A 25,710-nucleotide genomic window follows, 5' to 3' on the forward strand; every position below is an offset into this window, starting at 1 on the left:
TGGGGCACCTTCATCAGCTAATAGATATTGTATCTTGAGTGCCGATGCGCACGCGTCCGAGCATCCATCGAACGCGGCTAGCCACCCATCCCCAAGACGTTTGATAACCACGCCGTCGCCCGCTGCAATGCATGGCTCGACGATACCGTCGCGGACGTTTCTCAGGGCGTCCAACGCGACACTGTGATCCTCATCCATCATCCGCGAATATCCCACGATGTCCGCCGCCAGAATGACTGTTTTTCGCTCAAAAGAACTCAAGTTAAACATTCCAAAATCGCCGTCACACATTCGATGCGAGCTGCAATCCGTGCATATCATGTAACCTCAAGCAACTGACCATGAATGCGGACGTTCGTATAGAGTGCAATATCCGGCAAAGTGGGCTCTCCCGATACCTTCGCCGCGTCGGCCACGAGCGGCGGGTTCGGGAACCAGCGCCGTTCGCTGCATCGTGCGCGAACTAGTAAGACGCGAGACAAAGCGGACTTATGCAGGTGCGGCTATTGCTAACGCTGCAATTCTTCACACATGCAGTGATAGTTATCCGGCAGCGCAGCGAATTTACCAAACCAGTCGTTCGGCCAGTTTCTAAGTCAGCTGAGTAGTTAATTCTTAAGCTGGCAGTGGTGCTCGCTCAGAGTCTGCAAAGACGCTTGGTTTCAGCCAAGACTGCACATTGCGTGTCAGAACCAAATCACCGTCAACGCGTAGATCACCAGACTTGAGCGCGTCACGATAAGTCCGGTCGCCCATCCAAACATCATGCATTGTGCGAACGGAGCAGTTGAAGAACACATTAACGTCCTTGCCGGGATCTTTCAGGCAGACTTGGGCCTTGTTGCTTTCAACAAGGAGCCACCAGTTTTGCTGTTCTGTCAGATCAGAGAAACGGAACTTGATGACGGTCTCAGAGCCGACCAGTTTCGTCGGATCAATGCTGCGTTCAAGATAGAACATCAAAAACTCGGCGTCGAAATCGGCGTCTAGGATAGTATGGCGTGCCCATAGCATGCCCCAATCCCCCAAAGACTTCACCACTGGGAGCAAGGCCTGACAGGCGTCCGTTGGGAAATACTCAAAGCCTTTCTGACCGGAGATTTTGCGGCGGGCGACCATCCCTTGCGACTCTAGAGATTTAAGCCGGTTGGTCAGAAGGGCCGGAGATATATCTCCAAGACCGCGTTGCAAGTCATTGAAGCGGGTGCCTCCCATAAGCAGCTCGCGAATGATCAGGATTGTCCACTTTTCGCCTAATATTTCGGTTGCCTTGGCGATGGGGCAAAATTGGTTGTAGCGCATATTAACACCTCCAATACGCAAACTTTATCACCTGACTTCAGAATTTGTAGTGGGTTGGTTCCAATTTTGTAGTGGGTTGCTTCAGTCCGCGAAGTATCTGGACGCCCGGCAAGCACATATTCCTTTGTTCATCGGTTGAGACGCGGTGTCTCAAGCGAAAGCAAAACAAAAGGAAACACACTATGCCACTCGTAGATATCCAAGTCATCGACGGTGTCTTCAGCGAAGACGAGAAGAAAGAAATGATCGCCAAAGTAACCGACACAATGGTCGCTATCGAAGGCGAGGCCCTGCGTGGCGTCACATGGGTGCGCGTCATTGACGTCCCCGGCGGTCAGTGGGGCATCGGAGGCCAAGCGCTTGGCGCAGCTGACGTCAAATCAATGCAAGCAGCTGCGGGCTAAACCTAGCCCCCTCGTTCGGGGCAGGTTCATACCAGCCTGCCTCAGACGATCCGCACTCCTTTTTTAAACGGGATACCACCATGACAATTGCATTCAACCTACCGACAGCAACCGCCACCCCCATCACACGCGGTACTCCGACCTACGGAACCGGCTTTGATGGCGTCTCCAACCTACCGGCCAGAAGCGCTTTCAAGCGCTGGTATAACCGTACAGCCTTGATCGGGTCCATCCGGTCTGCGGCTGATCGCGGCTAGTGCCGAACTTTCCCTAAAACACCTTTCAAACTGGAAAACACAATGAACACGCACTCCCAAATCACACCCGACTTTGACGCCATCAAGATCAAGCAAAACGCAGCATGGTCATCTGGCAATTACGCCGTGGTTGGCACGACATTGCAGATCGTCGGCGAAACGCTGGCCGAGGCAATGGACCTCAAGACAGGGTCCAAGGTCCTTGATGTTGCTGCCGGGAACGGCAACGCAACACTCGCCTTTGCCCGCCGCTGGCATGAGGTAACTTCAACCGACTACGTGCCGTCACTCTTGGCCATGGGCGAAGATCGCGCTGTGGCAGAGGGCCACCGTGTGACCTTTAAAGAAGCTGATGCTGAGGCCCTGCCGTTTGCGGACGGAACCTTTGACGCAACAGTTTCAACTTTCGGCGTCATGTTTACGCCGAACCAAACGCAGGCAGCAAACGAACTGATCCGTGTCACCCGCAATGGCGGACAGGTCGGCATGGCCAATTGGACGCCATCCAGTTTTATTGGGCGGCTCTTTAAGACGCTTGGCGCGCATGTGGTCCCACCCGCAGGTGTGAAGTCCCCGGCACTTTGGGGTGACGAGACTTGGATCAATGAAACCTTTGAAACAACGGCTTCGTTGATCACTTCGAATGTCCGCCAATTCAACTTCCGTTACCGCTCGCCTTCGCACTTTGTAGAGGTCTTTCGCACGCTCTATGGACCAGTGCACAAGGCATTCTTGGCCCTTGACGAAGCTGGCCAGATGAAGCTGGAAGCCGACATCCTGGCTCTAATTGATGAGTTCAATATCGCCGAAGACGGCACAATGAACGCGCCTGCGGATTACGCGGAAGTCATCATCTACAAGTAAGAGATTAGAGGCGTGACAACGCGCCTCTGATGCTCCCTTCAAATAAATGTCAAAAATCGTCGCTGCTCAGAGTGATACGTCAGGAATTCCTATGACCATTCATGCTTACCCCATCAACACCACAAAGCCTTCACCACTCGTTGATTTTTGGAACACGGTGCTGGCCCCCAAATTCATCACCTATCGGCACATTCTGGTTGGTGGGCTATCGCAGCACAGCGCTGCCATCATGCCGAGACTGGATATCGCAGAAGGGGATCAAATCCTCGATATTGGTTGTGGGTTTGGCGATACTGCCATCGCGCTAGCGGATCATACAGGTCCCAAAGGCGAAGTTCTTGGCGTTGATTGCTGTCAGGATTTTATTGACCTTGCCCGCCAATCAATCAGTCAAGACCAGCCCGACAATGTCCGGTTCATTTGTCATGATGTCGAAAATGGGTTGGCTGCGAGCGACTTCGATTTTGTCTTCGCGCGCTTTGGCACGATGTTTTTTGTCAATCCGGTGGCTGGGCTTAAAGCGATGCGCGCGGCCATGAAACCCGGCGGGCGCATGGCGCATATCGTTTGGCGCAATCGCGAAGACAACCCTTGGCTTATCAGTGCCAGGGATGTCGTGCAAAGCATTCTGCCCAAGCCCGGAGAAAATGCGCTTACTTGCGGACCAGGGCCATTTTCTATGGAAGATGAAACGGTGCTGCGGGGCCAAATGGAAGCGGCAGGTTATTGCGACATCGCGTTTGAGCGGCTGGATGCGAAAGTGCTGGTCGGGCGTACGGTCGAGGAAGCAATCGCATTTCAACTGGCTATTGGCCCCGCCGGAGAAACGTTCCGCGAAGGAGGCCTACTTGCCGAAGAGAAAAGATCAGAGGTTGAAGTAGCCCTTGCCGAGATGTTCCGCGGGGTCGAAAGTGACGAAGAGGGCCTATGGATGGACAGTTCGTCTTGGATTGTAACCGCAAGAAACCCGGAGGAATGACGACGATGACTTTTCACTTGGAAAGACAGGCCTAGGTCCGGCAATTCTGTTTTTGCTCGGTTTTTACAGCGCCGCAGCCGCTTGGCGCGGCGTTTGGAACCACCTCAGTGGCACTTACCAGTTGATTGCAACCAGTCTACTCGGCTATCTGCGAAAACAAATCGAGATGGCAGGTTCGATCCCGCCCAATCCGCAAGAAACTATCGAAAAACCGTACCTTCGGTTCATCTCAGAAAACGATCTGGCCCTGTATCTGCACTGTAGCTCGGCGGGTTATGCGTCGGGACTATTTGACGTCCTAACAATCCCAAAAATCACAAGATCCTTTGAGGACGAAGATGGGGTGCCTGAAATCTACGCCATGCTGAACGTAATGAAGGCGGACTTTGCTTTCGCACGCCAGGTCTTCTTCGAAACCCACGAATGGCCTCGTCCTCAGATGTTGACTGATCCAGCTGGAAATCCAGCGGCACGACTATTAGCCGCTGTGCTAGTCGAAGCGTTTCATGATCTGTTGCCACAGCTGAACCGTGCGGGCTTTTGATACTGTCAAAAATGCTTGAGTGTTTGCTGGTGGCTCTTATTCTAGACAGCGCGAGTTCTTCATCAGAGCTTTTTACCCAGTTAGTAATATCTGCCCAAACAGGATCGAATGCGGGATGCCTCCCCCTTGTTACAAGGCCCAAGCAGTCTTTGTTGTTTTGCATTGAGCCGCCGCCAGTCTTCCATTGCTTCCAGGCGAGATCCACAAAATCCTTCGGAAATCCATTGCGCGAAACTTGAACATTACTCTTGCAAGAGATCGCAAGATGACTAGCCCCGTCTTTGGTCGAAACCAAAAGGTCATCGATTATCCAGCCCATGGAACTAGTCTGAGATTGCAAAATAGCGCCTTCCGTCCCGACCCCTTGCAGCCTTTGCCCGAGCAACATCTTAGAAACCAGCCAAGCAGAAGTTAGGTCTTCGAAGTTGAAGCCAGGTCCGGCGGTCTGGCGTGTGGTCGCTGGCATTAATGGCCTCAATTTTTTTAGGTTCGTTCGAAAGGGCGAGCTGCTCTTGTGATAAAGCACCCGCATTCGAAGCGCCATCAATCAAGGAAACTTGGTCCCCGAAACAAGATGGTTTCATGATGCTAAATCAAACGTGTTGGATGTCAGCTTTTTCACTAGACTGATCCGGTTTGCCATCGCAGCGAATGACCGGATTCCGCCCTATGTGCCTAACGCCTTGATCAACTCCGCCTGTCTCTGTCTCGTGACTGGCATGTAGGATGATACCGTCGTGATCAGGCTTTCGTGGCCCATGTTCATTGACCACGCCTTGAGTTGTTCGATGTCGTCGCACATGTCTTTGCCCAGCATGGCCAAAGTGCTGCGAAAACTGTGCGGCGGGTATTCTGGCAGCTGGACCGACGCAAAGGCATTGCGGATGATTGCGTTTAACTTGGTGCCGTTGGTGTATGGCGAGCGAGACAGGCCCAGAACGGCAAAACCTCCGCCCTCCGCCAATCCCATGTCGGGTTTCGGAAACAAGGCGTCTTGCGGACCAAACAACTTGATCTCACGCAGATACTCAACCCAACTCGTAAAGCATTCCAGATAGGCCGGGTTGACCGGGAAGAACGTGGTGTCGATGGTCTTGGAGAATTTAGTGTTCACGTCCCTGCCGTCCTGAAGCACCCGCCCGTTGAACAGGTCTATGTGTTTCAGGCGAAGTGAGGCGACCGCTCCAACACGTGCGCCAGTCAGCATGAAGAACGCAAAGAGCGCTTTGTCACGTTGCTGGAATTCGGAGCGATCGGGTATCGCTTGGAATGCGTGATATGCGGCCTCAATTGAGGGAAACTCTTTCTCGCGGGCAGTATGTGCGACGCGGGCCGATTTGCGGCTGTTGCGGAAGTAATCTGTATCACTGTAGGAAATACGCGATTTGTAACCTCTCTGGCCTGCCAGCCAGTGAAAAAAACCGCGTACTGACGCCAAGGTCGCATCAACTGTCGCGTGACCGAGCGGCTTTCCCGTCTTGCCATTGATCTTCGCGAGATCTTCCTTGAACTTTGAAGCCTGCTCGATATGGAACCGTTTGAATGGCTTGAACTTGGTCGACTGTTCGAACTTCAGGATCGCAGCAAGAACCTTGTCGGTGGACTTTTCGTCCAACCCTTTGGCCTGTTCCAGATAGAAGACGTATTCGCGTTTAGCCCGCTCGTTTTCTTCAACATGTTTTCTCATGCTTCATATTCTCCGATTGAATGCTCGATTGCCGCTCTTTTCAGGTGGTTTGGACCGCCCGACGAATGTGTGGTTTCAGGAAGGGGTTGTGGGGTTCGCTTAGGCTTGCGAACCGCCATTGATAGCAATATCGAACAACCCATCGAATTTGACCAAGCCTGCCTTGCTGGTTAACCGGTTCATGGGACAACCACAGACCTCACACAGCCCTATGAGGCGGCCTCTGGCATCCGTTATAGGTAGGTAGTCGACCATTGCACCCATAGGCTTCCGATGCTCCCCACAGCCAAAGCAATTCATAAGGTGAAGCGGCATCTTATTGGTGCGTTTCGGACAGTGCAGTTTCACAAACTCGATCAATGCTTCTCCCAAGATGTAGTGCGGCTTCTGCCCAGTCATCACACTTAGACCTTTGGCCCGCCAAGACCGTACCGTTTGGGGAGTCAATCCCATCACCAAAGCAGCGGTTTCGTAAGTTTAATGACGGTTTTTTCTTGATCTTGCGTGTTGATACACGCTTGGCCATCAGGATTTTCCAACGTCAGCAGGCTCGACGCGCTGGGCTTCGGCCCATGCGTTAAGATCAGCCCCGCGATAGATGATCTTGCGTCCCAACCTGTAGAACGCTGGCCCCATACCCTTGTGACGCCATTGCGCCAGCTTGTCCCGGTCGCCGATCAATTCCAACTCTGGGTCGCCAAGAACGTAGCTGCGGCTCTGCTCGAAAAGATTTTCCATGTTTTGATCTCCGTCGTTTTGAATACGGGACCGTTGAAACACAGCGAACGGAACTTGAAAAAGGGCTTTGAAGGCCAACCTTTTTTGTCAGCGTTCACCAGTTAAATTTGTGATTATGGACCTTTGCCCAGCATGATTCCAAAGTTAACCAAGTGGTTCACATTAGGCTTAAGGTCATCTTCTGTAAGCTGTTCAATGGCCCATTCGGCAGGAGAACGTACAACCGTTTGGATTTCCAGAAGATCGAACACCTCTTTTAGCGCACGTGTGAAAGAGGTCGACGGATCGCCGGTCTCACCCGATGTGCCTACGGTTGGTCGCTGGCGCGTCTCTTTCGCAAATAAGCGCGCCAGACGTAACGCGATCGCGCGGGCATAGTGGTCTGGTGCTCGATGCGGTAGATTCCAGAATTCTTTCTTCTGGCTCTGCAATTCTTGGTAGCGGTCCTCCATCACGGACCATAAGTCCATCAAAACAAAGAGGCTTGCCGTATAGCCTCCAACATCAGCGACATTTTTGCGAACAAGTTTAATTGGGTCTCGGACAAAGCTGCGCGGGGACCTGCGAAACAACTTGTAGTCAACAATCGGCCTAACTCGCCTCAACGTTTCTGCATGTTCGCCGGTGTCATCACTGCTCGACAAAAGTTCAATTAGCTCTGACAAATGCTCTAAGCTCTGCTCAACAACCGCCATTTCGCGCTGGAATTCTGCCTTGCTGTCATGCTCGTTTGGCCGCGAAAAGTCGAAAGGAGCACTCTGCCCCAATAAGGTGCTTGCCCGTTGTTGAAGCTTCACGTCGAACGGCTTCAGCATCCGCTCGACTATTGCATGAAGTTGTTCTGCTACATCAGGTTCGTCGTTATTGGCGATATTGTCTTGCATAAAGGTAGCGTCTCACGCACCTTATCACATTACAAGCTTTGGACACGGCTACGGACCTCTCATAGAAGGTCGGTAGAGCGCGACCTTTTCTCATTAAATTTTCTGAATTTCCGTCAGTTTTACGACCTTGCCCGGAACATTGGCCACAAACTGTGACCACCGATCCATCAACGATCGCCGTTTCTCCAATAGGTCCGACCGGGCATAGGCCCGCTCCACGTTCGACCCAATCTTATGAGCCAAGCTCATTTCTGCAACCTCACGCGGCGCATTGGCGACTTCGGATGCCCAATCGCGGAACGTCGAACGGAAGCCGTGTACCGTGACCCCTTCGACCTGCATCCGGCGCAAGAGCATCAACATCGACATGTTGGACAGCGGGTGGTGGCGTTTCTGGCCCTCGAACACATAGTTCGACTGCATCTTGCGCAGCGGTTCGATGATCTCCAGCATCTCGTCGGTAAGCGGAACGCGATGATCTTCGCCGGTCTTCATACGCTCTGCCGGGCAGGTCCAGAGCCGCGCGTCAAAGTCGATCTCGTTCCACTGCATCCCCAGCACCTCACCCGTGCGCGACCCCGTCAGGCAAGTGAACATCAACGCCTTCGCAGCCATCGCGTTGCGCGTTTTCAGATCGGCATACAAGGCAGGCACATCTTGCCAGCCCATCGCCTTGTGGTGCTTCACCTTCTTGACTACCTTTGGCAGAACCTGCGCGTCCTTGATCGCTGTCACCGGGTTTTCGCCGGATCGGAACCCTTTCGACTTTGCCACGTCGAGCACGGTCTTGATCCGCTGCGCCAATCGTTTTGCCGTTTCATGCTTTTCAGTCCAGATCGGAGTCAGGCACATCAGAACTTCAGGTTGGTCAATGCTATCGACCGGCATTCGGCCAATCTTGGGAAACGCATAGTCGCGCAGTGTGTTGATCCACTGCTGACCATGCTTGGCGTTTCTCCATGTGGGCATCCGGTCGATATGAACCTGCTGGGCAACCTCTTCGAACGTCGGAATCTCTTGCCGGGCGTTGAAACGCGGGTTTAAGCCCTGTTTCGCCATGCGCCGATACTCTAGCGCCCTTTCCCGCGCCTGGTTCAGCGTTACGATGTCCGCCCCACCCAGACCAAAGTCCGTGCGCAAGGGTGCACCCTTCTTGTTCTTCTGACCTTTAACGACCACCCGCACGATCCAGCGCCGTGCGCCGGATGGATCAACCACCAGATAAAGCCCGTTGCCGTCGCCGTGCCGCCCCGCACCTAGGTTTTCAATCAGCTTCTTTGTCAGCTTGCCGGATAACGCCATCATAAAATACCACACTTCATACCACTCAAGGAATGAATATATGCACCATCGAAAGAAACTCAAGGCAAGCGACGGGTGCCCACAAGCCCAAGCATACAAAGAGAAAAGGCCGCCCAAGGCGACCCATCTATATTCAGAATAATGTGGTAGTGGCGGACCGAGGAGGATTCGAACCCCCGACCCCTTGATTCGTAGTCAAGTACTCTATCCAGCTGAGCTATCGGTCCACTGTGGGGCGATTTAGATGGGGTGGCGGTGGTTTGCAAGAGGAAAGCGTCCGGCAGGTGAAAAAAGCCGAGCGGCCTCAGACCATGCCATCGCCCTTGGGAAGGCAAATCTCGAACACCGTGCCCTGAGCGCCGCTTTCCTTGAGCGTCAGCTTGCCACCATGTCCGCGAACGAGCTCGGCGGATATGGCGAGGCCCAGACCCGAGCCACCTTTGCGGGCGCCGCCCTGAAACGGCGTGAACAGATGCTCCACCGCACGGGGCGGCAAGCCCGGCCCAGTGTCGGTGACGGTGATCAACCATGCATCGTCGTCTTCTTCCGCCGCGATGGACACTGTTCCGGGCTTGCCTGTTGCCGCGATCGCTTGACGCGCATTCCGCACGAGGTTCAACATCACACGATAGAGCTGTTCTTTGTCGGCACGTATCGTCAGGAGAGGCATGACTTGGGTGTCAAAAGAGACCGCTTTGCTGTCTTCGGCCAAGCGCTCACCTTCGACAACATCATCCACCACATCACGCAACCGCACCATACCAAGCGTCGGCGCCGGTTCTTCGGCGCGACCAAACGCCAGCGTGTTTTCGCAAAGCGATACGGCGCGGGTGATCGAATTGACCAGCTTGGGCGCGAGACGACGCACCAACGGGTCATCCGATGCTTCGATCCTGTCCGTGAAAAGCTGCGCGCTGGTGAGAATGTTGCGCAGATCGTGGCTGACCTTGGCGACCGCACCGCCGAGCTGCGCAAGCCGTTCACGCTGTTTCAACGCTTGGGTGAGATCAGTCTGAACCTTGAGCAGGGCCTCTTCGGCTTCGCGCAGCTCAACAAGGCTGGCGCTTGGGTGGATAAGCCCGCGCGCATCCTCGGGCGCAGCGGCGTAGCGCTGCATATAGCCCACAACCCCCTTGATCGGGCGCACCAGAAGGACCCGGATCGCCCAGAACAACAGCAGCGCGGTGATAACCGAGATCACCGCTGACAGGCCGAGGATACGCAACCCATAGGAAATCATCTCTGCGCGCAGAGGCGCAGTGTCCATCGTAACCTCGATCAGCAAACCAGCCATCTGAACCGGCGAGCCAATCACACGGATCACCTGATCTTCGGTTGAAAACAACCGGATCATCGCGTCCCGGATCAGCGTCATCAGCCCACCTTCACGCAAATCGAAGGTGGCGGCTACCATGGGCGGCATGGGCGAACTCAACACCAGCTCTCGCACTTCGTCACGCCGCAGGACAACGTTGTAGACGCCCGCAGTTTGCAACAACTCGGCCTCAAGCTCTGTCGACAGCATGTCGTCCGCCAACAACGCAAGCGACGCGATTTGCGCGCGCTCAAGCCTGTCCCGCAGGTAATCCTCGCGAAACCCTGCCACGGTGGGCACGAATATCAGCACCTCGGCCAGCATCACAAAGACCGTGGTCAATACCAGAAGCCGACCCGAAAGCGTGTTCAGCATGCTGCTCCTTGTTCGTCAGGGCAGCCATCTCTGAACCAGCCCAACCACCTGTTTGACCCTAGGATTATCAAACAGTCTGGGCGAGAAATAGGCCCCTACAGCACGTTTGTTGATTTCGCCATATGTGGGATAGGGAGCGACCATCCCCGCGATCTGGCTCATCTTGAGATTGTTCGCAATCGCAAGCGACCAGAGACTGATCAGATCGCCTGCCCGATGCCCGACTATAGTGGCCCCCACGGGGCGCCCACCAACAACCATGACTTTGATTTTGCCGGTGGTTTTTCGCTCTGCAATGGCTCGGTCGTTTTCATCAAACGAGAAGGCAGCAATCTCAAGCTTATCCCCATGTTCCTCGCGCGCCTCCGCTTCGGCCAGCCCAACCTGCGCCAGTTCCGGATCCGTGTAGGTTGCCCATGGAATATGAGAGGTTTTGGCTTTTGCAGGCAGTCCAAACAACATCGGGCGCAGGATAACCCCGGCCTGATAGCCGGCCACATGCGTGAATTGAAGCCCCCCGGCGATATCGCCAATGGCAAAGATGCGCCGGTTGCTGGTGCGCATCCGCGCATCTACTTTGATGCCCGATTTCGTCGTTTCGATCTCGGCGGCTTTCAGGTTCAGTCGGTCGGTGTTGGCCTTGCGGCCAACGGCTATCAAAAGGTGCGTACCACTAAACACCCGGCCATCCTTGGCTTCGACTTCGATGGCTCTGGCCTGTTCGCGGATTTCCGCCGCCATCGCCCCTTCCTCAATCGCCACGCCTTCAGTACGAATCGCATCCAGCACCTCAGACGCGAAATCCGGATCGTCCTTCGCCAGCGCGGTCATCCCTTCGATCACCGTCACCTTACTGCCCAGACGCACGTGGGCCTGTGCCATCTCAATGCCGATCGGGCCGCCGCCAATGATCAGCAGGTGATCAGGCCGCTCGCGCAAATCGAACAGCGTTTCGTTGGTCAGATACGGCACATTGTCCAATCCGGGAATTGGCGGCACCAGCGGAGATGACCCCGTTGCGATCACGATTCGCCGCGCGGTGATGCGGTGGTCGCCCGCCTGCACTTCGGTCGGTGACACGAACTGCCCGAATTCGCGGATCACCCTTACACCCAACCCTTCGAACCGTTCCTGGCTGTCGACCGGTGCAATTTGTGCAATGACCTGCGCGACGTGTTCCATGACCGCAGCATAATCAACGTCCGGCGGCTGGTTGGCGATCCCGAGGGGCGCGGAATGGGATTGCGCGTGTGCCGCCTTGGCACTGGCGATCAGGGCCTTGGACGGAACGCAACCATAGTTCAGACAGTCTCCGCCCATCTTGTGCCCCTCCAGCAGGACCACGTCGGCCCCCATCTGGCTGGCTCCTGCTGCAACGGACAATCCGGCAGAGCCTGCTCCGATGACGAGAACATCGGTTTTGATTGTTTCGACCATATCAAATCTCTTTCCGGCCCCTGAGGACCCTGATGACAATTGGCAGCGCGGCGAGAACGCAAAGACCAAGGATCGGACCCAGGATATGCGGTTCCCACAAAAGCGACAGATCCGGGGTTTCGCCACGGTCAAAGACCTCTCCCAGCCCGACGCCGATCCACGTAAAGACGATCGCGCCGGGAATGATACCGAGGGTGGTGGTCCACACGAAGTTGCGGAACTTTACCCCAACAAGCGCCGGTAGCAGGTTGGCGACAAAGAACGGCACTGCGGGAACAAGGCGAATCAAAAGCAGAACGTTGATCTCGTGATCACGCAACCCGTCACGGATGCGCTTTGCGGTGCCTTCGGATGCGTCCAGCTTGGCGCTGAGCGTCGCGCCAAGGCCCGCGCGGGCAGCGAGAAAGATCGCACAGGCGCCAATCGTGGCCGACATTACGTTTAACATCGTCCCTGCACCGAGACCAAAGAGAAAGCCCCCTGTGACCGACGCCACCGCCGCGCCGGGCAGGGAAAACGCAACGATCACCACATAGAGGGTTACAAATGCCGCCGCGAGCCCCAGCAGGTTCTGATCGCGGAACGCCAGCAACGCCTCGCGATTGGTGCGCAGCGTGTCGAACGTGATATAGTCTCGCAGGACAAATCCACCGATCACCGCAACGCAGAGAATCAGTATCAAGGGTATGTGGCGCAGAACAGCATGACTGCTGCGATCCGGGGTGGCGTTCATCAGGTGGGTCCATCTTCGGGTGAATTTTCGAACTCAACATGCGCCTCTGCAGAGGAAAGCGACAGGGACATCACGGGCCGTTGATCTGGTCCGCCTCTTTCGTGAGAATTCCGTGACGGATTGGTCTGCCTGAAACAATCCACTGTTGCCGGGACGCGAATTGTTGCAGTTTTCTCGCGATTTATAGCAGCCAGGGTTTGACTTGGCGATCAAGCACTATTAGAGGACGGGCTTCAAAGTTCACACGGGGGGCGATTCCGCGCCGTACCCGACCGAGTATAGCTGGAGACGGAGCGATGAAACGCACCTACCAACCATCGAACCTGGTTCGCAAGCGCCGCCATGGGTTTCGTGCACGTATGGCCACCAAAGCTGGCCGTAAAATCCTGAACGCGCGCCGTGCGCGTGGCCGCAAGGAACTGAGCGCGTAAGCGCATCAGATTTTCTGACGGACATGACACCGCCGGAGGCCCCCTTGGACGGCAATGCCGCCCAAGAGAGCAAGCCCCCGGCGGTGTCCGTTTGTGCGCCCGATACTATTGTCGTGCTGAAAGAGCGTGCTGATTTTCTGCGCGCCGCACGCGCCCGGCGCCAAGGCACGGCCTCGATGATGGTTCAGGGGCGCCAGCGCGCGCCTGACGAAGCCGACGGCATTCGCGTCGGTTTCACTTGCTCCAAGAAAGTCGGCAACGCTGTTGCCCGTAACCGCGCCAAGCGACGCTTGCGCGAGGCGGCCCGTCTGGTGCTGCCAACGCACGGCCGCGCGGGGTGGGACTATGTTCTGATCGGACGCGCAGAGGCAACGGCATCGCGATCTTTCGAGGCGCTGCAAAAGGATCTGCGCTATGCTCTGCGCCGCATCCATGGCGAATCGTGAGCCCCATTGCGCATATCCTTGCCTTGCCCGTGCGTGCCTATCGGCTCATCTTTTCGCCCTGGGTCGGGTATAACTGCCGCTACCAACCCACCTGCTCGGCCTATGCACTGGAAGCTTTGGAAAAGCACGGAGCGGTCAAAGGCGGGTGGCTCGCTCTGCGCCGCATAGGACGCTGTCACCCGATGGGCGGCTCAGGGTATGATCCGGTCCCGGACAAGTCGGAACCGGATTGTTAAGGGTCAGGAACGCCGCAAACTCGCAGAGCTAATTTGGTTACTTCAACAGGCCTGCATGGCGCAGACCGTCTTCTACCAGCGTCTTGGTGCTGTCTGTAAGTCCAGTCAATGGCAGGCGAACCTCTTCGCTGCACAGGCCAAGCACGCTCATCGCGTATTTCACCCCGACAAGCCCCGGCTCGGTAAAGACAGCCTGATGCAGTGGCATCAACCGGTCCTGCACCTCGAGCGCTTTGCCATAATCACCCGCAGCTGTCGCCGCCTGCAACTGGGCACACAGGCCCGGCGCGACGTTGGCAGTGACTGAGATACACCCAACCCCGCCTTGCGCGTTGAAACCATGCGCGGTCGCGTCTTCACCCGAAAGCTGAATGAAATCGGTGCCGCAGGTGATCCGCTGGGCGCTGACCCGCGCCAGATCGCCGGTGGCATCCTTGACGCCGACTATACGCGGAAGCTTTGCCAACTCGCCCATGGTTGCCGGCGACATGTCGATCACCGAGCGCGGCGGGATGTTGTAGATGAAGATCGGCAGAGACGTGGCGTCGTGGATCGCGGTGAAATGTGCGATCAGGCCCCGCTGTGTGGGCTTGTTGTAATAGGGCGTCACCACAAGAACCGCATCGGCCTCGACCGATTGGGCATGTTGGGCCAGCCGCAGGCTTTCCAGCGTGTTGTTGGAACCTGCCCCGGCGATCACCGGCACACGGCCAGCCGCCGCCTTGACCACTTCGGTCACGACCGTTTCATGTTCCCGGTGGGTCAGCGTGGGGCTTTCGCCCGTGGTGCCGACCGGTACCAGACCGGTGGTGCCTTCGCTGATCTGCCATTCGACCAATTGTTTGAGCGTATCCAGATCCAACTCGCCGTTGCGAAACGGTGTGACGAGGGCTGTCATTGAGCCATTGAACATGGGCACGCTCCTTTTTTCTTCTTTATTCTTCGATCTGCGCGGAAAAACTCCGCTAAACCTGAAACAGTTCCGTGATTGCTGTTGATCCCGGCCCGCCACAGATTATCGTCACAGGCTCTAGCCTTGGATGATCGGGTAATGCAAGTGATGTTGCGCATTCTGACAGTTCTGTTGTGCCTTTGCGCAGCCCCATGGGGCGCCGCGCTGGCCGATGATTCGCAGAATTTCGCGCGCGCCATGGAGTTGTTGCGCAAATGGGAATGGACCGAAGCACTGAGTGCGGCTGGTGAACCCGAGAGTGTGGCGAGCGATGTCGTAGAATGGCACCGCCTGCGAGCCGGACTGGGCGATGCGGCGGACGTCACCGGGTTTCTGGCACGCCGTCCCGATTGGCCCGGTCTGGCCTGGCTGCGGCGCAAGAGCGAGGCCGCGATAGACGTCCTGCCACCCGATGAGATCATTGCATTCTATGAAGAAATACCGCCGCAATCCCCCGAGGGTGTGCTGAGCCGCGCACGTGTCTTGATCGCGCAGGGCCAGAGGGGCGATGCCGAGGCCGAACTGGTTCTGGCGTGGCGCACCATGCCGATGGGCCGGCTTATTCAGGCGAACTATCTGCGCCAACACAAGGAACTGTTGGCCCCACATCACAACGCCCGACTGGACCGGATGTTGTGGGACAACCACTTGGTCAGCGCACGACAGATGCTGTCGCTGGTTGATGAAGATCATCGCGCACTGGCAGAGGCCCGGATCGCGCTGCATGAGGTGGCCCCCGGCGTGGATGTCCGAATAGAGGCCGTGCCCGAGGAGTTGAGCACTGCTGCGGGTCTGGCCCATGATCGATTCGTCTGGCGCGACCGAAAGGGTCGTGATGACGACGCGATCGAACTGCTGATGGAACGCAGTGCGAGCGCCAAGACCCTTGGGGAGCCTGAGAAGTGGGCGCGCCGCCGTGCCAATCTGGCGCGTCAGGTGATGCGGGCCGGCGAACCGGAGCGCGCCTATCAGATTGCATCGCGGCATTACCTGACCGAAGGGTCCAGCTATGCGGATCTGGAATGGCTGTCCGGGTTCATCGCCCTGCGCCAACTGGACGATCCAACCACCGCCCTGCGCCACTTTCAACATTTTGATGAAGCCGTCAGATCACCCATCTCACGGGGGCGCGCCGGGTATTGGCTGGGTCGGGCCTATGAGGCCTTGGGGGACAGTGACGGCGCACATGACGCCTATTCCCAAGGGGCTGAACATCAGACCTCGTTTTATGGGCTGCTCGCAGCCGAGCGCATCGGGCGACCGTTTGATCCCGTTCTCGCAACCCCCCCCGACCTGCCACCTTGGAAAGACGCACCCTTCATGAGCTCAAGCGTGCTTGAGGCCGGGTTGCTGCTGTTAGAGGCCGGAGAGTTGGACCTCGCCGAACGGTTCCTTGCCCATCTGGTTGAAAGCCTTGATCCCGTACAGGCCGGGCAACTGGGCGAGATGGTGATTGATATTGGCCAGCCACATCTTGCGGTGATGATCGCCAAGCGCGCGGCGCAGCAAGCGATGGTCATGCACGCCGCCTATTATCCGCTACACCCCGTCGCGGACATGAACCTGCCGATGGCGCCCGAGATGACGCTAGCGATTGCGCGGCGCGAGAGCGAGTTTGATCCCCGGGTGATCAGCGGCGCAGGCGCGCGCGGGTTGATGCAGGTGATGCCCGCAACCGCGAGCGCTGTGGCCGATGACATGGGCATTGCCGCCGCCCACAAGACATCCCGCCTGATCGAAGAATGGGAATACAATGCCATGCTGGGCGCGCGTTACCTCGCCGGACTGGCGGGCAGCTTTAACGGCAACGTGGTGATGATGGCGGCAGGCTACAACGCGGGTCCGGGGCGGCCCCTGCAATGGGCTTTGGATTTCGGCGATCCACGCAGCCCGGAGGTGGACGTGGTCGATTGGATCGAGTTCATTCCGTTCAACGAGACCCGCAATTATGTGATGCGCGTCACCGAGAGCCTCCCGGTCTATCGCGCCCGCACTGGCTCTACGCCACTGCCGATTCCCTTTTCGCGCGAGTTGGCAGGCTCAACTCTTAACGCGTTCGCGCCATAGGGTGAACAACCCGGCGGCCACGATGATCGCGGTTCCGATGGCAACATTGTCACGCAGGGTCTCACCAAAAACCAACATGCCCAACAACGACGCAAACACCAGTTGAAAATAGGCAAAGGGCTGCACGGCGCTGGCCTCTGCCGCCTCGTAACAGCGGATCAGCAGCCAATGGCCAAGAACCCCGGTGATGCAAAGCGTGATCATCCAGAGCCAGTCCGGGCCCGCCATCGGCTGCCAGAACCAGATGCCGACGCCGGTCATCAAAACCGCGCCGACGGTGCCGGTGTAGAAAAAACTGGTCGCCGTGGTATCGCGCCGCGCAGCATAGCGATTCAGCAGGCCATAGACCGCAAACATCACCGCCGAAATCAGCGGTATGATCGCCGCAGGGTCAAAGACGTCGAAACCCGGTTGCAGGATGATCAGAACCCCGACAAACCCGACGGCGATAGCGCTCCAACGCCGCCACCCGACCTGTTCGCCAAGGATTGGTCCGGACAGCGCCGCGACAAGAAGCGGGTAACAGGCAAAGACCGCGTGACTCTCGATCAGGCCGAGCAGCGTAAACCCGTACACGGCGACGCAGATTTCGGCGGCCAGCAGCAGACCGCGGGTGATCTGAAGTGTCGGTTGTGAAGTTTGGATTGCGGCGCGCAATCCGCCACGCGCCCGGGCGGCCAATGCAATCACAAAGGCGGCAAAGAACCAGTAGCGGATCATCACCACCATCATCGTGTTGTATTCCCCCGCCAAATGGCGCGAGATCCCGTCCTGGAGAGCGAATACAATCGTAGTGGCGATCATCAGCGTGACGCCAAGCGGGACATTGTTGGACTGTTGCGGCAAGTTGGGCGCGCTCATGCGAGGAACCCCCGAACCATATGCCGTTTACGCCCGTATCCGGGCACGCGGCTTACGTCAAAGCCGGCATTCATCAATCCCCGCCGCACGAAACCTGCTGCGGTATAGGTCGCAACCGTGCCGCCGGGGGCGGTATGGCGCGCAACCTCTGACAACAGGGATTCACCCCAGAGTTCCGGGTTCTTCGCGGGCGAAAACCCATCAAGGAACCACGCATCGGCCTGCGCCGCCCATGCGGGCAAAGTCTGGCGCGCGTCGCCTTTGATGACGGTCAGATGCATCGTGTCCAGATCACAGGTCCCCTCGCCGGTCCAGACCTCAAGGAACCGATCCCGCCACGATGACAGCGATGGAAATGCGGCAAGCGCCTTTGCCATGTCGGCAGGCACCATCGGAAAGGCCTCAAAACTGGTGAATTGCAACGGAGTCTGATGACCCGCCTGCTCCCACGCGGCCCAAGCGGTCAGCATGTTCAACCCGGTGCCAAAGCCAAGCTCGGCAATGTGGAACCCGTCGCGAAATCGATCCGGCAGATCATTGCCGTCCAGAAACACGTGTCGCGTTTCGGCCAACCCGTTTTCCAGACTGAAATACGGATCGTCAAACCGTGTCGAAACCGGCACCTGGCCATCACGCCATTGCAATTCTGCCTGCTGGTCCTGCATGTCCGGATTCCGTAAGAATGTCTCACAACGTCGCGAGACATGGCGCAAGGAACGGGATTAGGCAATGGTCGATGTAACGATACGCGGCGCAGGCATCTTTGGCCTGTCAATCGCGTGGGCCTGTGCCCGCCGTGGCGCATCCGTGCAGGTCATCGACCCGAACGGCCCTGCCGCAGGTGCATCGGGCGGAATCGTCGGGGCGCTGGCCCCGCATGTGCCGGAGAATTGGAATTCCAAAAAGGCATTTCAGCTTGAGAGCCTGCTGATGGCCGGGGATTTTTGGCAAGACGTGGAAACCGCCGGGGGTGTCCCGGCCGGGTATGGCCGCACCGGGCGTCTGCAACCTATCGCAGATGATCGCACGCTCGACCTCGCTCGGCAGCGGGCGGTGAACGCCGGAAGCCTTTGGCAGGGAGAGGCTGTGTGGGAGATAGTACAAACCGCTGATCTGGGGCCATTTGCCCCGTCCAGCGCCACTGGCCATGTCATTCACGACACGCTTAGCGCGCGGATACACCCAAGACGCGCCTGTGCTGCGCTGGTTGCCGCGCTCGAAGTGCGAGGTGTACCGATTATCCTAGAGGCACCTGATCGTGGACAGATCGTACATGCCACCGGCGTGGACGGGCTCGCCGATCTGTCGCGTGATAGGGGCAAGACCGTTGGCGTTGGCGTCAAGGGTCAGGCCGCGCTTTTGCGGTTTGATGCCGGCGACAGCCCGCAACTCTTTGTCGACGGTTTGCACCTGATCCCTCATGCGGACGGAACGCTTGCCATCGGTTCAACCAGCGAGCGCGACTATGATGCTCCGCAGACTACCGACACGCTGCTGGACGATGTAATCGACCGGGCGGTCGCCGCCATGCCAATCCTGCGCGGCGTTGCCGTAGTCGAACGTTGGGCTGGCATTCGTCCCCGCGCGAAAAGCCGTGCACCAATGCTGGGCCGTTGGCCGGAACGTCCGGGGCATTTCATCGCCAATGGCGGCTTTAAGATTGGTTTCGGAATGGCGCCCAAGGTCGCCGAGGTGATGGCGGACCTGGTATTAGAGGGGCATGATACAGTTCCAGAAGATTTCAAAGTCGAGGCGTCGCTGTAGCCAGCGAAACGCATCTTTACGCAGACGGCATGCTTGTATGCTGCCGCACCCAAGTCCTCTACAGCATCGGCACCGCATTCGCTGTCATCACCGCGCGCCCATCGTGGCCGCGCACCCAGAAGTCGGTGTCGCGACGGCAAAAGCTGGCGGTTTCAGAATCCATCAGCGGTGATGCGGCACGATAGGAAAATTGCGCCAACGGGCCAATCAGATCGCGAGCCATCAGCATCAAGTGTTGCGCCAACAACGGACCATGCACCACCAACCCATCATAGCCTTCGACATCGCGAGCATAGTCGCGATCATAGTGGATACGATGACCATTGAAGGTGAGCGCCGAATACCGAAACAGTTGAATTGAATCAAAACTCAGTTCACGCAGATCGGTTTCGTCGGTGCGAGCGACGGGCGGAACCGGGCGCGGGGCATCATGGCTGGGGTCCTGACGATAGACCAGATCCTGCCATTCGGTGAGACAGACACGACCCTGCTGACGGAACTCGTGGCGCAGCGTCACAAAGGCCAGCGGCCCGCTGCGCCCATGTTTATGCTCGACGGATTCAACCGTGCTGTGCCGTTCGGCCGGAACACCCGCACACAGGTCGTGGGCAAAGCCAAGCCGACCGCCCGCCCACATTCTACGCGGCAACCCGAGATCGGGGATCAATCCGGCCCCAAGTCGCGGATGACCGTCACGGCCGAGGTCGTTGGCCGGTTGCGGAGACCAGAAATAGAGTTGGTGATAGAATGGCGGCAACACGCTGCCTGCACCGATATCCGGAGCCTGCCCAAGTGCGATCTGAAACGCCTGCGCACGGGCCGGGTCAAGTTGATCGCTCTGGGTATCGGTGGCGGGGTGCGCGTGTTTCATGCCCGGTAGTCTAGAACCGAAACACGTAGAAAATCAAATAGCGAACGCTGTTATGAGCGGTCGATTTCCGCCCGCAGCTTGTCCATCAGCGCCTGCAGCGTCTTGATATAAAGTTCGCTCGTGAGCTGTCCGTTTTCATCGAATTGATTTCGCGTGTCGGCAAGATGCATCTCTGGCCCCTGCAGGATACGCGGCTGAAAGGCCACCATCATGGCGCGCAGAATCGATTGGGACCGCTCTCCCCCTGCCCGTCCAGCGGCAGCGGACATCACCGCGACCGGCTTGTCCTGCCATGGTCTGCTCTTGGTCCGGCTAACCCAGTCCAGCGCGTTCTTGAGCACGCCAGATGGGGCCTTGTTGTATTCCGGTGTCGAAATCACCACGGCATCGGCGGTAGCGATCTTATCGATGAGGGCCTGCACTTCGTCGGGAATACCCGGCCCGTCTTCGATATCGCCATCATAGAGCGGCAAGTGCAGATTAGCCTCGGCAAAATCGCAGGGGCCAAACAGCCGCGCCGCTTCGCGGATCAGCTTGGAATTGGTCGAGTCGGCCCGCAATGCGCCGGAGATTCCCAGAAGAGTTGGTTGCTTCATGTTTTCTCCGGTTACATTGCAGCGCTACTTGGCCGGATTCAGCCGCAAATCCTGAACGATCAGGTGTTCTTGGGGATCACGACGATCTCGACACGCCGGTTCTGTGCGCGGCCTTCGGGTGTCAGGTTCGACGCCAGCGGCTGCTCTTCGCCTTTTCCGAACGTATTGATCCGCGCCGCGCTAACACCGCCATTCTGAAGGATGTTGGCAACCGAATTGGCACGGCGCAGCGACAGACCAAGGTTGTAAGTGGCATCACCGGTGCTGTCGGTATGACCGATCACCTGCACGGTGCTGTCGGGATAGCGCAGCAGGTTCTGGGCGACACGTCCGATATCGGCACTTAGCGACGGGGTGACGTCGGAGCTATCGGTGGCAAAGGTGATGTCTTGTGGCAGGGTGACGATCAGGCGATCGCCGGCATTGGTGATGGTGATACCATCGCTGGCCAGTTCCGAACGCAGCTCGGCGGCCTGTTTATCCAGCTCGTTGCCGATGATCCCGCCCGCAGCAGCTCCGGCAGCTGCACCAAGCAGAAGATTTCCGCCTTCGCCGCCGGTAAGCGCAGATACGCCAACGCCGACCGCAGCGCCCAACAACGCCCCTTGCTTGGCCTTGGCGTTCGGGTCGGGTGCGCCGCCCAATGTGGACGGATCGTTACAGGCGCTCAGGGCGAGCGATGCGACCAGCGCAGCGCCAATGGAATACTTGGAGATCATCGATCATGTACCTTCTGCTCGCGCCCTGTTCTGTCAGGGCTGGTTGCGCGCAGTATAGCATGATCCGCAGGTGTGGTCTCAAGGCACAATATCGAGAGTGGCGGCAGATAATCGCCGTGCGCCCACATTCATGCCTCGGCGCGTGCGGATTCGTAGGCAAGCAGGGCGCGCTTGACAGGCAAACCCCAATGATATCCCCCCAATCCGCCGGATTTGCGCAAGGCGCGGTGGCAAGGGATCAGCCAGCTGACCGGGTTGCGCCCGACCGCCGTACCAACGGCGCGGACCGCCTTGGGGTGCCCGATGGCTTCGGCAATTTCGGAATAGGTGGTGACATGGCCCGAAGGGATGGCGAGCAGCGCTTCCCAAACCTTGATCTGAAACGGCGCGCCAATCATGTAAAGCGGGGCCTTTTGGTCGGCGGGCTGCGCACCAAAGGCGGCCTGCACCCAGGGCCGCAAGACCTCGGGATCCTCGACAAAATCGGCCAGAGGCCAACGTGCAGTTAAATCCGTCATTGCTTCCTCTTCACCGGTTTCAGATGCGAAACCGAGGCCACAAATGCCCTTTTCCGTGCCCATCACCAGCGCCGGGCCAAAGGGGCTGTCAAACCAACCCCAAAAAATCGTCAGCCCTGCGCCCTTGGCCGCAAATTCGCCGGGGCTCATCGCTTCCCACCGCAGGAACAGATCGTGCAGGCGACCCGATCCGGAAAGGCCGATGCTGTGACTGGCCTCAAGCGTTGTAAAGCGTTCGCGCAGCAGCGTCTTGGCGTGGCCAAGCGTCAGATATTGCTGATAGCGCTTGGGCGACACGCCGACCCAGCGGGAAAACAGGCGCTGGAAGTGGGCCGGGCTCATATCCATCTTTGCCGCCAATTGGTCGAGCGTCTGGGCTTCGCCACCGTCGTCGATCAGATCGATCGCACGCCGCATGACGTTGAAATGGTAACCGTCCTCTTGAGTATGCACGTTCATGACCTGTTGTCCTTTGTCTGTGATCCCAAAGTAGGGCAAGCCGGTAAACGAGGCGACCCGGAACTTGCGCTTTTGGCGGCGGCATGTCACGGCCGTTATGTGTAGATACTGGCTCATTCTGTGCCAACAGACAGGAGACACGTCATGCCCCCACCCCGCGCGCGCGACCTTGGCCTGCCGTTTCCCGGCATCCCCGGATCATTCAACGCGATCACCGATGTTGCCGGAGTGACGGTTGGATATACCACTCTGACAGATCCAACACGCGACATGCGCACCGGTGTGACGGCGATCATCCCACGCGGTTACAGCGCCGTCCCGATGCCGGTCTGGGCCGGGCAATACAGCCTGAATGGCAATGGCGAGCTGACTGGCAGCCACTGGATCAACGACGCGGGATACTTCATCGGGCCGGTCTGCATCACCAACACGCACGGCGTCGGCGCGGTTCATTCCGGCGCGACCCGCTGGATGATTGACACCTATTCGGACTTCTTTCGCAACGACCATGCTTGGGCGATGCCGGTGGTGGGCGAAACCTATGACGGTGTGCTGAACGACATCAATGCCATGTTCGTCGAGCCACAGCACGCGATTGCAGCGCTGCACAGCGCCACAGGGGGGCCGATTGCCGAAGGCTCTGTCGGGGGTGGCAACGGGATGATCTGTTACGAGTTCAAAGGCGGCACGGGAACCTCGTCACGGCAGGTCGCGATTGGCGAAGCGACCTATACCATCGGTGCCTTGGTACAGGCCAATTTCGGCATCCGACCCTGGCTGAACATCCTTGGCTACCCCGTGGGCAGGATGATGCCTGAAGGTACGCTGCTCTCGCAGGATACAGGGTCAATCATCGTTGTGCTGGGAACCGATGCCCCGCTTTCGGGCCTGAGCCTGCGTCAGATTGCCAAGCGCGCGGCCATCGGCATCGGCCGCACCGGCACGCCCGGCGGCAACAGCTCCGGTGACATCTTTCTGGCGTTCTCAACCGCAAACGCCGGGCCGATGCCACAGCATGGCGCGACGTTGCAACATCATGAAACGCTGAACAATGAATGGCTTGACCCGCTTTACCTCGGTGCTGTCGAAGCAGTGGAAGAGGCCGTGATCAACGCCTTGGTTGCTGGCGAGGATACGCCCACGGTCAAACCGCGCGGGCGGATTTGTCCGGGCATCGACCGGAATGCGCTGGCCGCCTTGTTTCAAGCGCCCGTGTGATGGCGGATCGGTTGCACCCGCGAACATCGCCGCGTATCTAGTTGACGCAGGGTAAGATGAGGGCAGGAAATTGAGCCATACTCCTCCAGTCAAATCAATTGGGGCCAGCGACATCCGAGCGCGAAAGGGTGGCGAACCACTGGTCTGCCTGACTGCTTATACGACCCCGATCGCCCAGATTGCCGACACCGAGTGCGATCTTGTTCTTGTCGGGGACAGCGTCGGAATGGTTCTGCACGGGCTGCCATCCACCCTGTCTGTCACGATGGAGATGATGATCCTGCACGGGCGAGCCGTCGCACGCGGTCTGAAACGGGCGCTGATGGTCGTGGACATGCCATTTGGCAGTTATGAGGAAAGCCCGAAACAGGCGCTGCGCAACGCCGTCCAGATCATGGCGGAAACCGGGGCTGGCGCGGTCAAGCTGGAAGGCGGGCAACACATGGCCCAAACGATCCGCTTTCTGGTTGATCGAGGCATTCCGGTAATGGCCCATGTCGGCCTGACGCCGCAATCCGTGAACGCCCTCGGCGGTTACACCGTACAAGGCAAGGGCAGCGACCGGCAACGGATACTCGACGATGCCGCCGCCGTGGCAGGTGCAGGGGCGTTCTCTGTAGTGCTGGAAAAAGTCCCGGCAGCTTTGGCAGACGAGATAACTACCGCAATCGACATTCCGACGGTGGGGATCGGCGCATCGGTGGTCTGTGATGGCCAGATTTTGGTTATTGACGACATGCTCGGGCTGTTTGACGCGTTCAAACCAAAATTCGTCAAGCGGTATGCCCATCTCGCAGAGGGCGCGACCGAGGCCGTCCGCCAATACGCCCAAGAGGTGCGCGCGCGCAGCTTTCCGGGGCCAGAGCACGTGTTTACCGATACCGGCACCAGTTCATGAAGATCGTCCGCACCAAATCGGACCTGCGTGGGTTGACCCGTGGCTGGCGGGCTGCTGGTGAAACCATTGGTGTGGTGCCAACAATGGGTGCCCTGCATGAAGGTCATCTGAGTCTGGTGTCGGCGGCCTGCGAACAAGCCGATCGGGTGATCGTAACGCTTTTTGTGAATCCAAAGCAGTTCAACAACCCCGAGGATCTCGCCAAATACCCGCGCACCGAAGAATCCGATGCCCGCAAGCTGGACCCGTTTGACGTGGATGTATTCTATGTCCCCGAAGCAACCGAGATTTACCCCGAAGGCTTTGCCACCAACATCTCTGTCAACGGTGTCAGCGACGGGCTGTGCGGGGCCAACCGGCCCGGGCATTTTGACGGGGTAGCGACCGTGGTGACCAAATTGCTGGTCCAGACGGACGCCGATTTTGCGTTTTTCGGCGAAAAGGATTTTCAGCAGGTGCAGGTGGTGCGCCGGGTGGTCGAGGATCTTGACCTTGGGTGCGAAATTGTGGGCTGCCCCACGGTGCGCGAGGCATCAGGGCTGGCGTTGTCATCACGAAACCTGCGGCTGGACGATGCAGCACGGCAGAAGGCCAGCGCCATATATGCAGCCCTGACCGATGCCACCGCGATGATCACGGCTGGCCAGCAGGTCTCCAACGTCCTCGATCAGACGCGGGACAAGCTTGTTAAGCATGGGCTGGGACCCATCGATTATCTGGAACTCCGCCGAGAGCACGATCTCGCGCTGACCGAAGACACGCGCGACCCGGCAAGATTGTTCGTCGCAGTCTGGCTGGACGGTGTCAGGTTGATCGACAATGTCATCGTCAGGGACACGTGATCTGCCCCTGA

The 25,710-nt window shown here is 58.0% G+C and carries 28 protein-coding genes, 1 tRNA gene and 1 pseudogene; 13 read left to right on the forward strand and 17 right to left on the reverse strand.

Annotated elements, in window-relative coordinates; genetic code table 11:
• Both ABJO75_RS05345 and ABJO75_RS05350 read right to left on the reverse strand, forming a co-directional pair.
• Positions 1-270: pseudogene (locus ABJO75_RS05345) on the reverse strand (hypothetical protein); the annotation flags it as partial.
• A 345-nt stretch (positions 271-615) separates the two neighbouring features.
• Positions 616-1,302: a winged helix-turn-helix transcriptional regulator gene (locus tag ABJO75_RS05350; RefSeq protein ID WP_348135047.1), complete on the reverse strand. Its 687-nt coding sequence runs from the start codon at positions 1,300-1,302 to the stop codon at positions 616-618.
• Between the two features lie 182 nt (positions 1,303-1,484).
• Here ABJO75_RS05350 and ABJO75_RS05355 point away from each other — a divergent pair, with 182 nt between their 5' ends.
• From ABJO75_RS05355 to ABJO75_RS05375, 5 genes are all read left to right on the forward strand, one after another.
• Positions 1,485-1,706 (forward strand): tautomerase family protein, encoded by a 222-nt coding sequence (locus ABJO75_RS05355; protein ID WP_348135049.1) that lies wholly within the window; start codon positions 1,485-1,487, stop codon positions 1,704-1,706.
• Positions 1,707-1,786: 80 nt separating this feature from the next.
• Positions 1,787-1,963 carry a hypothetical protein gene (locus ABJO75_RS05360; RefSeq protein ID WP_348135051.1) on the forward strand — a complete coding sequence of 59 codons (177 nt, stop codon included), beginning with the start codon at positions 1,787-1,789 and terminating at the stop codon, positions 1,961-1,963.
• A 42-nt stretch (positions 1,964-2,005) separates the two neighbouring features.
• Positions 2,006-2,827, forward strand: a complete 822-nt coding sequence (locus ABJO75_RS05365) for a class I SAM-dependent methyltransferase (protein ID WP_348135053.1) — start codon at positions 2,006-2,008, stop codon at positions 2,825-2,827.
• 91 nt (positions 2,828-2,918) lie between these two features.
• Positions 2,919-3,806, forward strand: coding sequence for a class I SAM-dependent methyltransferase (locus tag ABJO75_RS05370; protein WP_348135055.1), 888 nt, complete (start codon positions 2,919-2,921; stop codon positions 3,804-3,806).
• Positions 3,807-3,858: 52 nt separating this feature from the next.
• The gene (locus tag ABJO75_RS05375) at positions 3,859-4,350 is read left to right on the forward strand and encodes a hypothetical protein (RefSeq protein WP_348135057.1); all 492 of its coding nucleotides are present in this window, start codon (positions 3,859-3,861) and stop codon (positions 4,348-4,350) included.
• 667 nt (positions 4,351-5,017) lie between these two features.
• Here ABJO75_RS05375 and ABJO75_RS05380 read toward each other — a convergent pair.
• The 8 genes from ABJO75_RS05380 to ABJO75_RS05415 all read right to left on the reverse strand — a co-directional run bounded on the left by ABJO75_RS05380 (position 5,018) and on the right by ABJO75_RS05415 (position 12,821).
• Positions 5,018-6,037: a site-specific integrase gene (locus ABJO75_RS05380; protein ID WP_348135058.1), complete on the reverse strand. Its 1,020-nt coding sequence runs from the start codon at positions 6,035-6,037 to the stop codon at positions 5,018-5,020.
• Positions 6,038-6,562: 525 nt separating this feature from the next.
• Positions 6,563-6,775 (reverse strand): MerR family transcriptional regulator, encoded by a 213-nt coding sequence (locus ABJO75_RS05385; RefSeq protein WP_348135060.1) that lies wholly within the window; start codon positions 6,773-6,775, stop codon positions 6,563-6,565.
• Between the two features lie 113 nt (positions 6,776-6,888).
• Complete coding sequence (locus ABJO75_RS05390) at positions 6,889-7,659, reverse strand: hypothetical protein (RefSeq protein WP_348135062.1); 771 nt, start codon at positions 7,657-7,659, stop codon at positions 6,889-6,891.
• A gap of 93 nt (positions 7,660-7,752) precedes the next feature.
• Positions 7,753-8,964, reverse strand: a complete 1,212-nt coding sequence (locus tag ABJO75_RS05395) for a tyrosine-type recombinase/integrase (RefSeq protein ID WP_348135064.1) — start codon at positions 8,962-8,964, stop codon at positions 7,753-7,755.
• Between the two features lie 147 nt (positions 8,965-9,111).
• Positions 9,112-9,188: transfer RNA gene (locus ABJO75_RS05400), tRNA-Arg, on the reverse strand.
• Between the two features lie 77 nt (positions 9,189-9,265).
• Positions 9,266-10,651, reverse strand: a complete 1,386-nt coding sequence (locus ABJO75_RS05405) for a HAMP domain-containing sensor histidine kinase (protein WP_348135066.1) — start codon at positions 10,649-10,651, stop codon at positions 9,266-9,268.
• Positions 10,652-10,666: 15 nt separating this feature from the next.
• Entirely contained in the window at positions 10,667-12,088 is a 1,422-nt protein-coding gene (locus ABJO75_RS05410) for an FAD-dependent oxidoreductase (RefSeq protein WP_348135068.1), read from the reverse strand.
• A gap of 1 nt (position 12,089) precedes the next feature.
• A complete protein-coding gene (locus ABJO75_RS05415) occupies positions 12,090-12,821 on the reverse strand; it encodes a VTT domain-containing protein (protein WP_348135070.1) in 732 nt (243 codons plus the stop codon).
• Between the two features lie 296 nt (positions 12,822-13,117).
• Here ABJO75_RS05415 and rpmH point away from each other — a divergent pair, with 296 nt between their 5' ends.
• The 3 genes from rpmH to yidD are packed head-to-tail and all read left to right on the forward strand — an operon-like array spanning position 13,118 to position 13,934.
• A complete protein-coding gene (gene rpmH, locus ABJO75_RS05420; protein WP_008554144.1) occupies positions 13,118-13,252 on the forward strand; it encodes a 50S ribosomal protein L34 in 135 nt (44 codons plus the stop codon).
• 23 nt (positions 13,253-13,275) lie between these two features.
• Positions 13,276-13,698, forward strand: coding sequence for a ribonuclease P protein component (gene rnpA, locus ABJO75_RS05425; RefSeq protein ID WP_348135072.1), 423 nt, complete (start codon positions 13,276-13,278; stop codon positions 13,696-13,698).
• Positions 13,695-13,934 (forward strand): membrane protein insertion efficiency factor YidD, encoded by a 240-nt coding sequence (yidD, locus tag ABJO75_RS05430; protein ID WP_348135074.1) that lies wholly within the window; start codon positions 13,695-13,697, stop codon positions 13,932-13,934. Before rnpA ends, yidD begins: the two co-directional genes overlap by 4 nt.
• A 37-nt stretch (positions 13,935-13,971) precedes the next feature.
• Here the strand turns inward: yidD and dapA are convergent, their stop codons facing one another.
• Positions 13,972-14,847 (reverse strand): 4-hydroxy-tetrahydrodipicolinate synthase, encoded by an 876-nt coding sequence (gene dapA, locus ABJO75_RS05435; protein WP_348135075.1) that lies wholly within the window; start codon positions 14,845-14,847, stop codon positions 13,972-13,974.
• 147 nt (positions 14,848-14,994) lie between these two features.
• Here dapA and ABJO75_RS05440 point away from each other — a divergent pair, with 147 nt between their 5' ends.
• On the forward strand, positions 14,995-16,953 hold the full coding sequence (locus ABJO75_RS05440) for a lytic transglycosylase domain-containing protein (RefSeq protein ID WP_348135288.1): 1,959 nt from the start codon (positions 14,995-14,997) through the stop codon (positions 16,951-16,953).
• Here the strand turns inward: ABJO75_RS05440 and ABJO75_RS05445 are convergent.
• Together ABJO75_RS05445 and mnmD are read right to left on the reverse strand one after the other, a co-directional pair.
• Complete coding sequence (locus ABJO75_RS05445; protein WP_348135077.1) at positions 16,927-17,814, reverse strand: DMT family transporter; 888 nt, start codon at positions 17,812-17,814, stop codon at positions 16,927-16,929. The two genes, ABJO75_RS05440 and ABJO75_RS05445, sit on opposite strands and share 27 nt — an antisense overlap.
• Positions 17,811-18,479, reverse strand: coding sequence for a tRNA (5-methylaminomethyl-2-thiouridine)(34)-methyltransferase MnmD (gene mnmD / locus ABJO75_RS05450; RefSeq protein ID WP_348135079.1), 669 nt, complete (start codon positions 18,477-18,479; stop codon positions 17,811-17,813). The genes ABJO75_RS05445 and mnmD overlap by 4 nt, the downstream gene beginning before the upstream one ends.
• Before the next feature lie 64 nt (positions 18,480-18,543).
• Here mnmD and ABJO75_RS05455 point away from each other — a divergent pair, with 64 nt between their 5' ends.
• The gene (locus tag ABJO75_RS05455) at positions 18,544-19,578 is read left to right on the forward strand and encodes an FAD-dependent oxidoreductase (RefSeq protein WP_348135081.1); all 1,035 of its coding nucleotides are present in this window, start codon (positions 18,544-18,546) and stop codon (positions 19,576-19,578) included.
• Between the two features lie 58 nt (positions 19,579-19,636).
• Here ABJO75_RS05455 and ABJO75_RS05460 read toward each other — a convergent pair whose 3' ends face one another.
• From ABJO75_RS05460 to ABJO75_RS05475, 4 genes are all read right to left on the reverse strand, one after another.
• On the reverse strand, positions 19,637-20,449 hold the full coding sequence (locus ABJO75_RS05460; protein WP_348135082.1) for a MaoC family dehydratase N-terminal domain-containing protein: 813 nt from the start codon (positions 20,447-20,449) through the stop codon (positions 19,637-19,639).
• Positions 20,450-20,499: 50 nt separating this feature from the next.
• Positions 20,500-21,045: an NADPH-dependent FMN reductase gene (locus ABJO75_RS05465; protein WP_348135083.1), complete on the reverse strand. Its 546-nt coding sequence runs from the start codon at positions 21,043-21,045 to the stop codon at positions 20,500-20,502.
• A 59-nt stretch (positions 21,046-21,104) separates the two neighbouring features.
• Positions 21,105-21,764, reverse strand: coding sequence for an OmpA family protein (locus tag ABJO75_RS05470; protein ID WP_348135085.1), 660 nt, complete (start codon positions 21,762-21,764; stop codon positions 21,105-21,107).
• Between the two features lie 128 nt (positions 21,765-21,892).
• Positions 21,893-22,741, reverse strand: coding sequence for a bifunctional helix-turn-helix domain-containing protein/methylated-DNA--[protein]-cysteine S-methyltransferase (locus tag ABJO75_RS05475; protein ID WP_348135087.1), 849 nt, complete (start codon positions 22,739-22,741; stop codon positions 21,893-21,895).
• A gap of 144 nt (positions 22,742-22,885) precedes the next feature.
• Between ABJO75_RS05475 and ABJO75_RS05480 the strand changes: the two genes are divergently transcribed.
• The 3 genes from ABJO75_RS05480 (at position 22,886) to panC (ending at position 25,699) form a co-directional block, all read left to right on the forward strand.
• Positions 22,886-23,959, forward strand: a complete 1,074-nt coding sequence (locus ABJO75_RS05480) for a P1 family peptidase (RefSeq protein WP_348135089.1) — start codon at positions 22,886-22,888, stop codon at positions 23,957-23,959.
• A gap of 70 nt (positions 23,960-24,029) precedes the next feature.
• Positions 24,030-24,857, forward strand: coding sequence for a 3-methyl-2-oxobutanoate hydroxymethyltransferase (panB, locus tag ABJO75_RS05485; RefSeq protein WP_348135090.1), 828 nt, complete (start codon positions 24,030-24,032; stop codon positions 24,855-24,857).
• Positions 24,854-25,699 carry a pantoate--beta-alanine ligase gene (gene panC, locus ABJO75_RS05490; RefSeq protein ID WP_348135091.1) on the forward strand — a complete coding sequence of 282 codons (846 nt, stop codon included), beginning with the start codon at positions 24,854-24,856 and terminating at the stop codon, positions 25,697-25,699. The genes panB and panC overlap by 4 nt, the downstream gene beginning before the upstream one ends.
• Positions 25,700-25,710: the final 11 nt, after the last annotated feature.

The sequence above is a fragment of the Sedimentitalea sp. genome, from assembly GCF_039973035.1.
Lineage (GTDB): Bacteria > Pseudomonadota > Alphaproteobacteria > Rhodobacterales > Rhodobacteraceae > Sedimentitalea.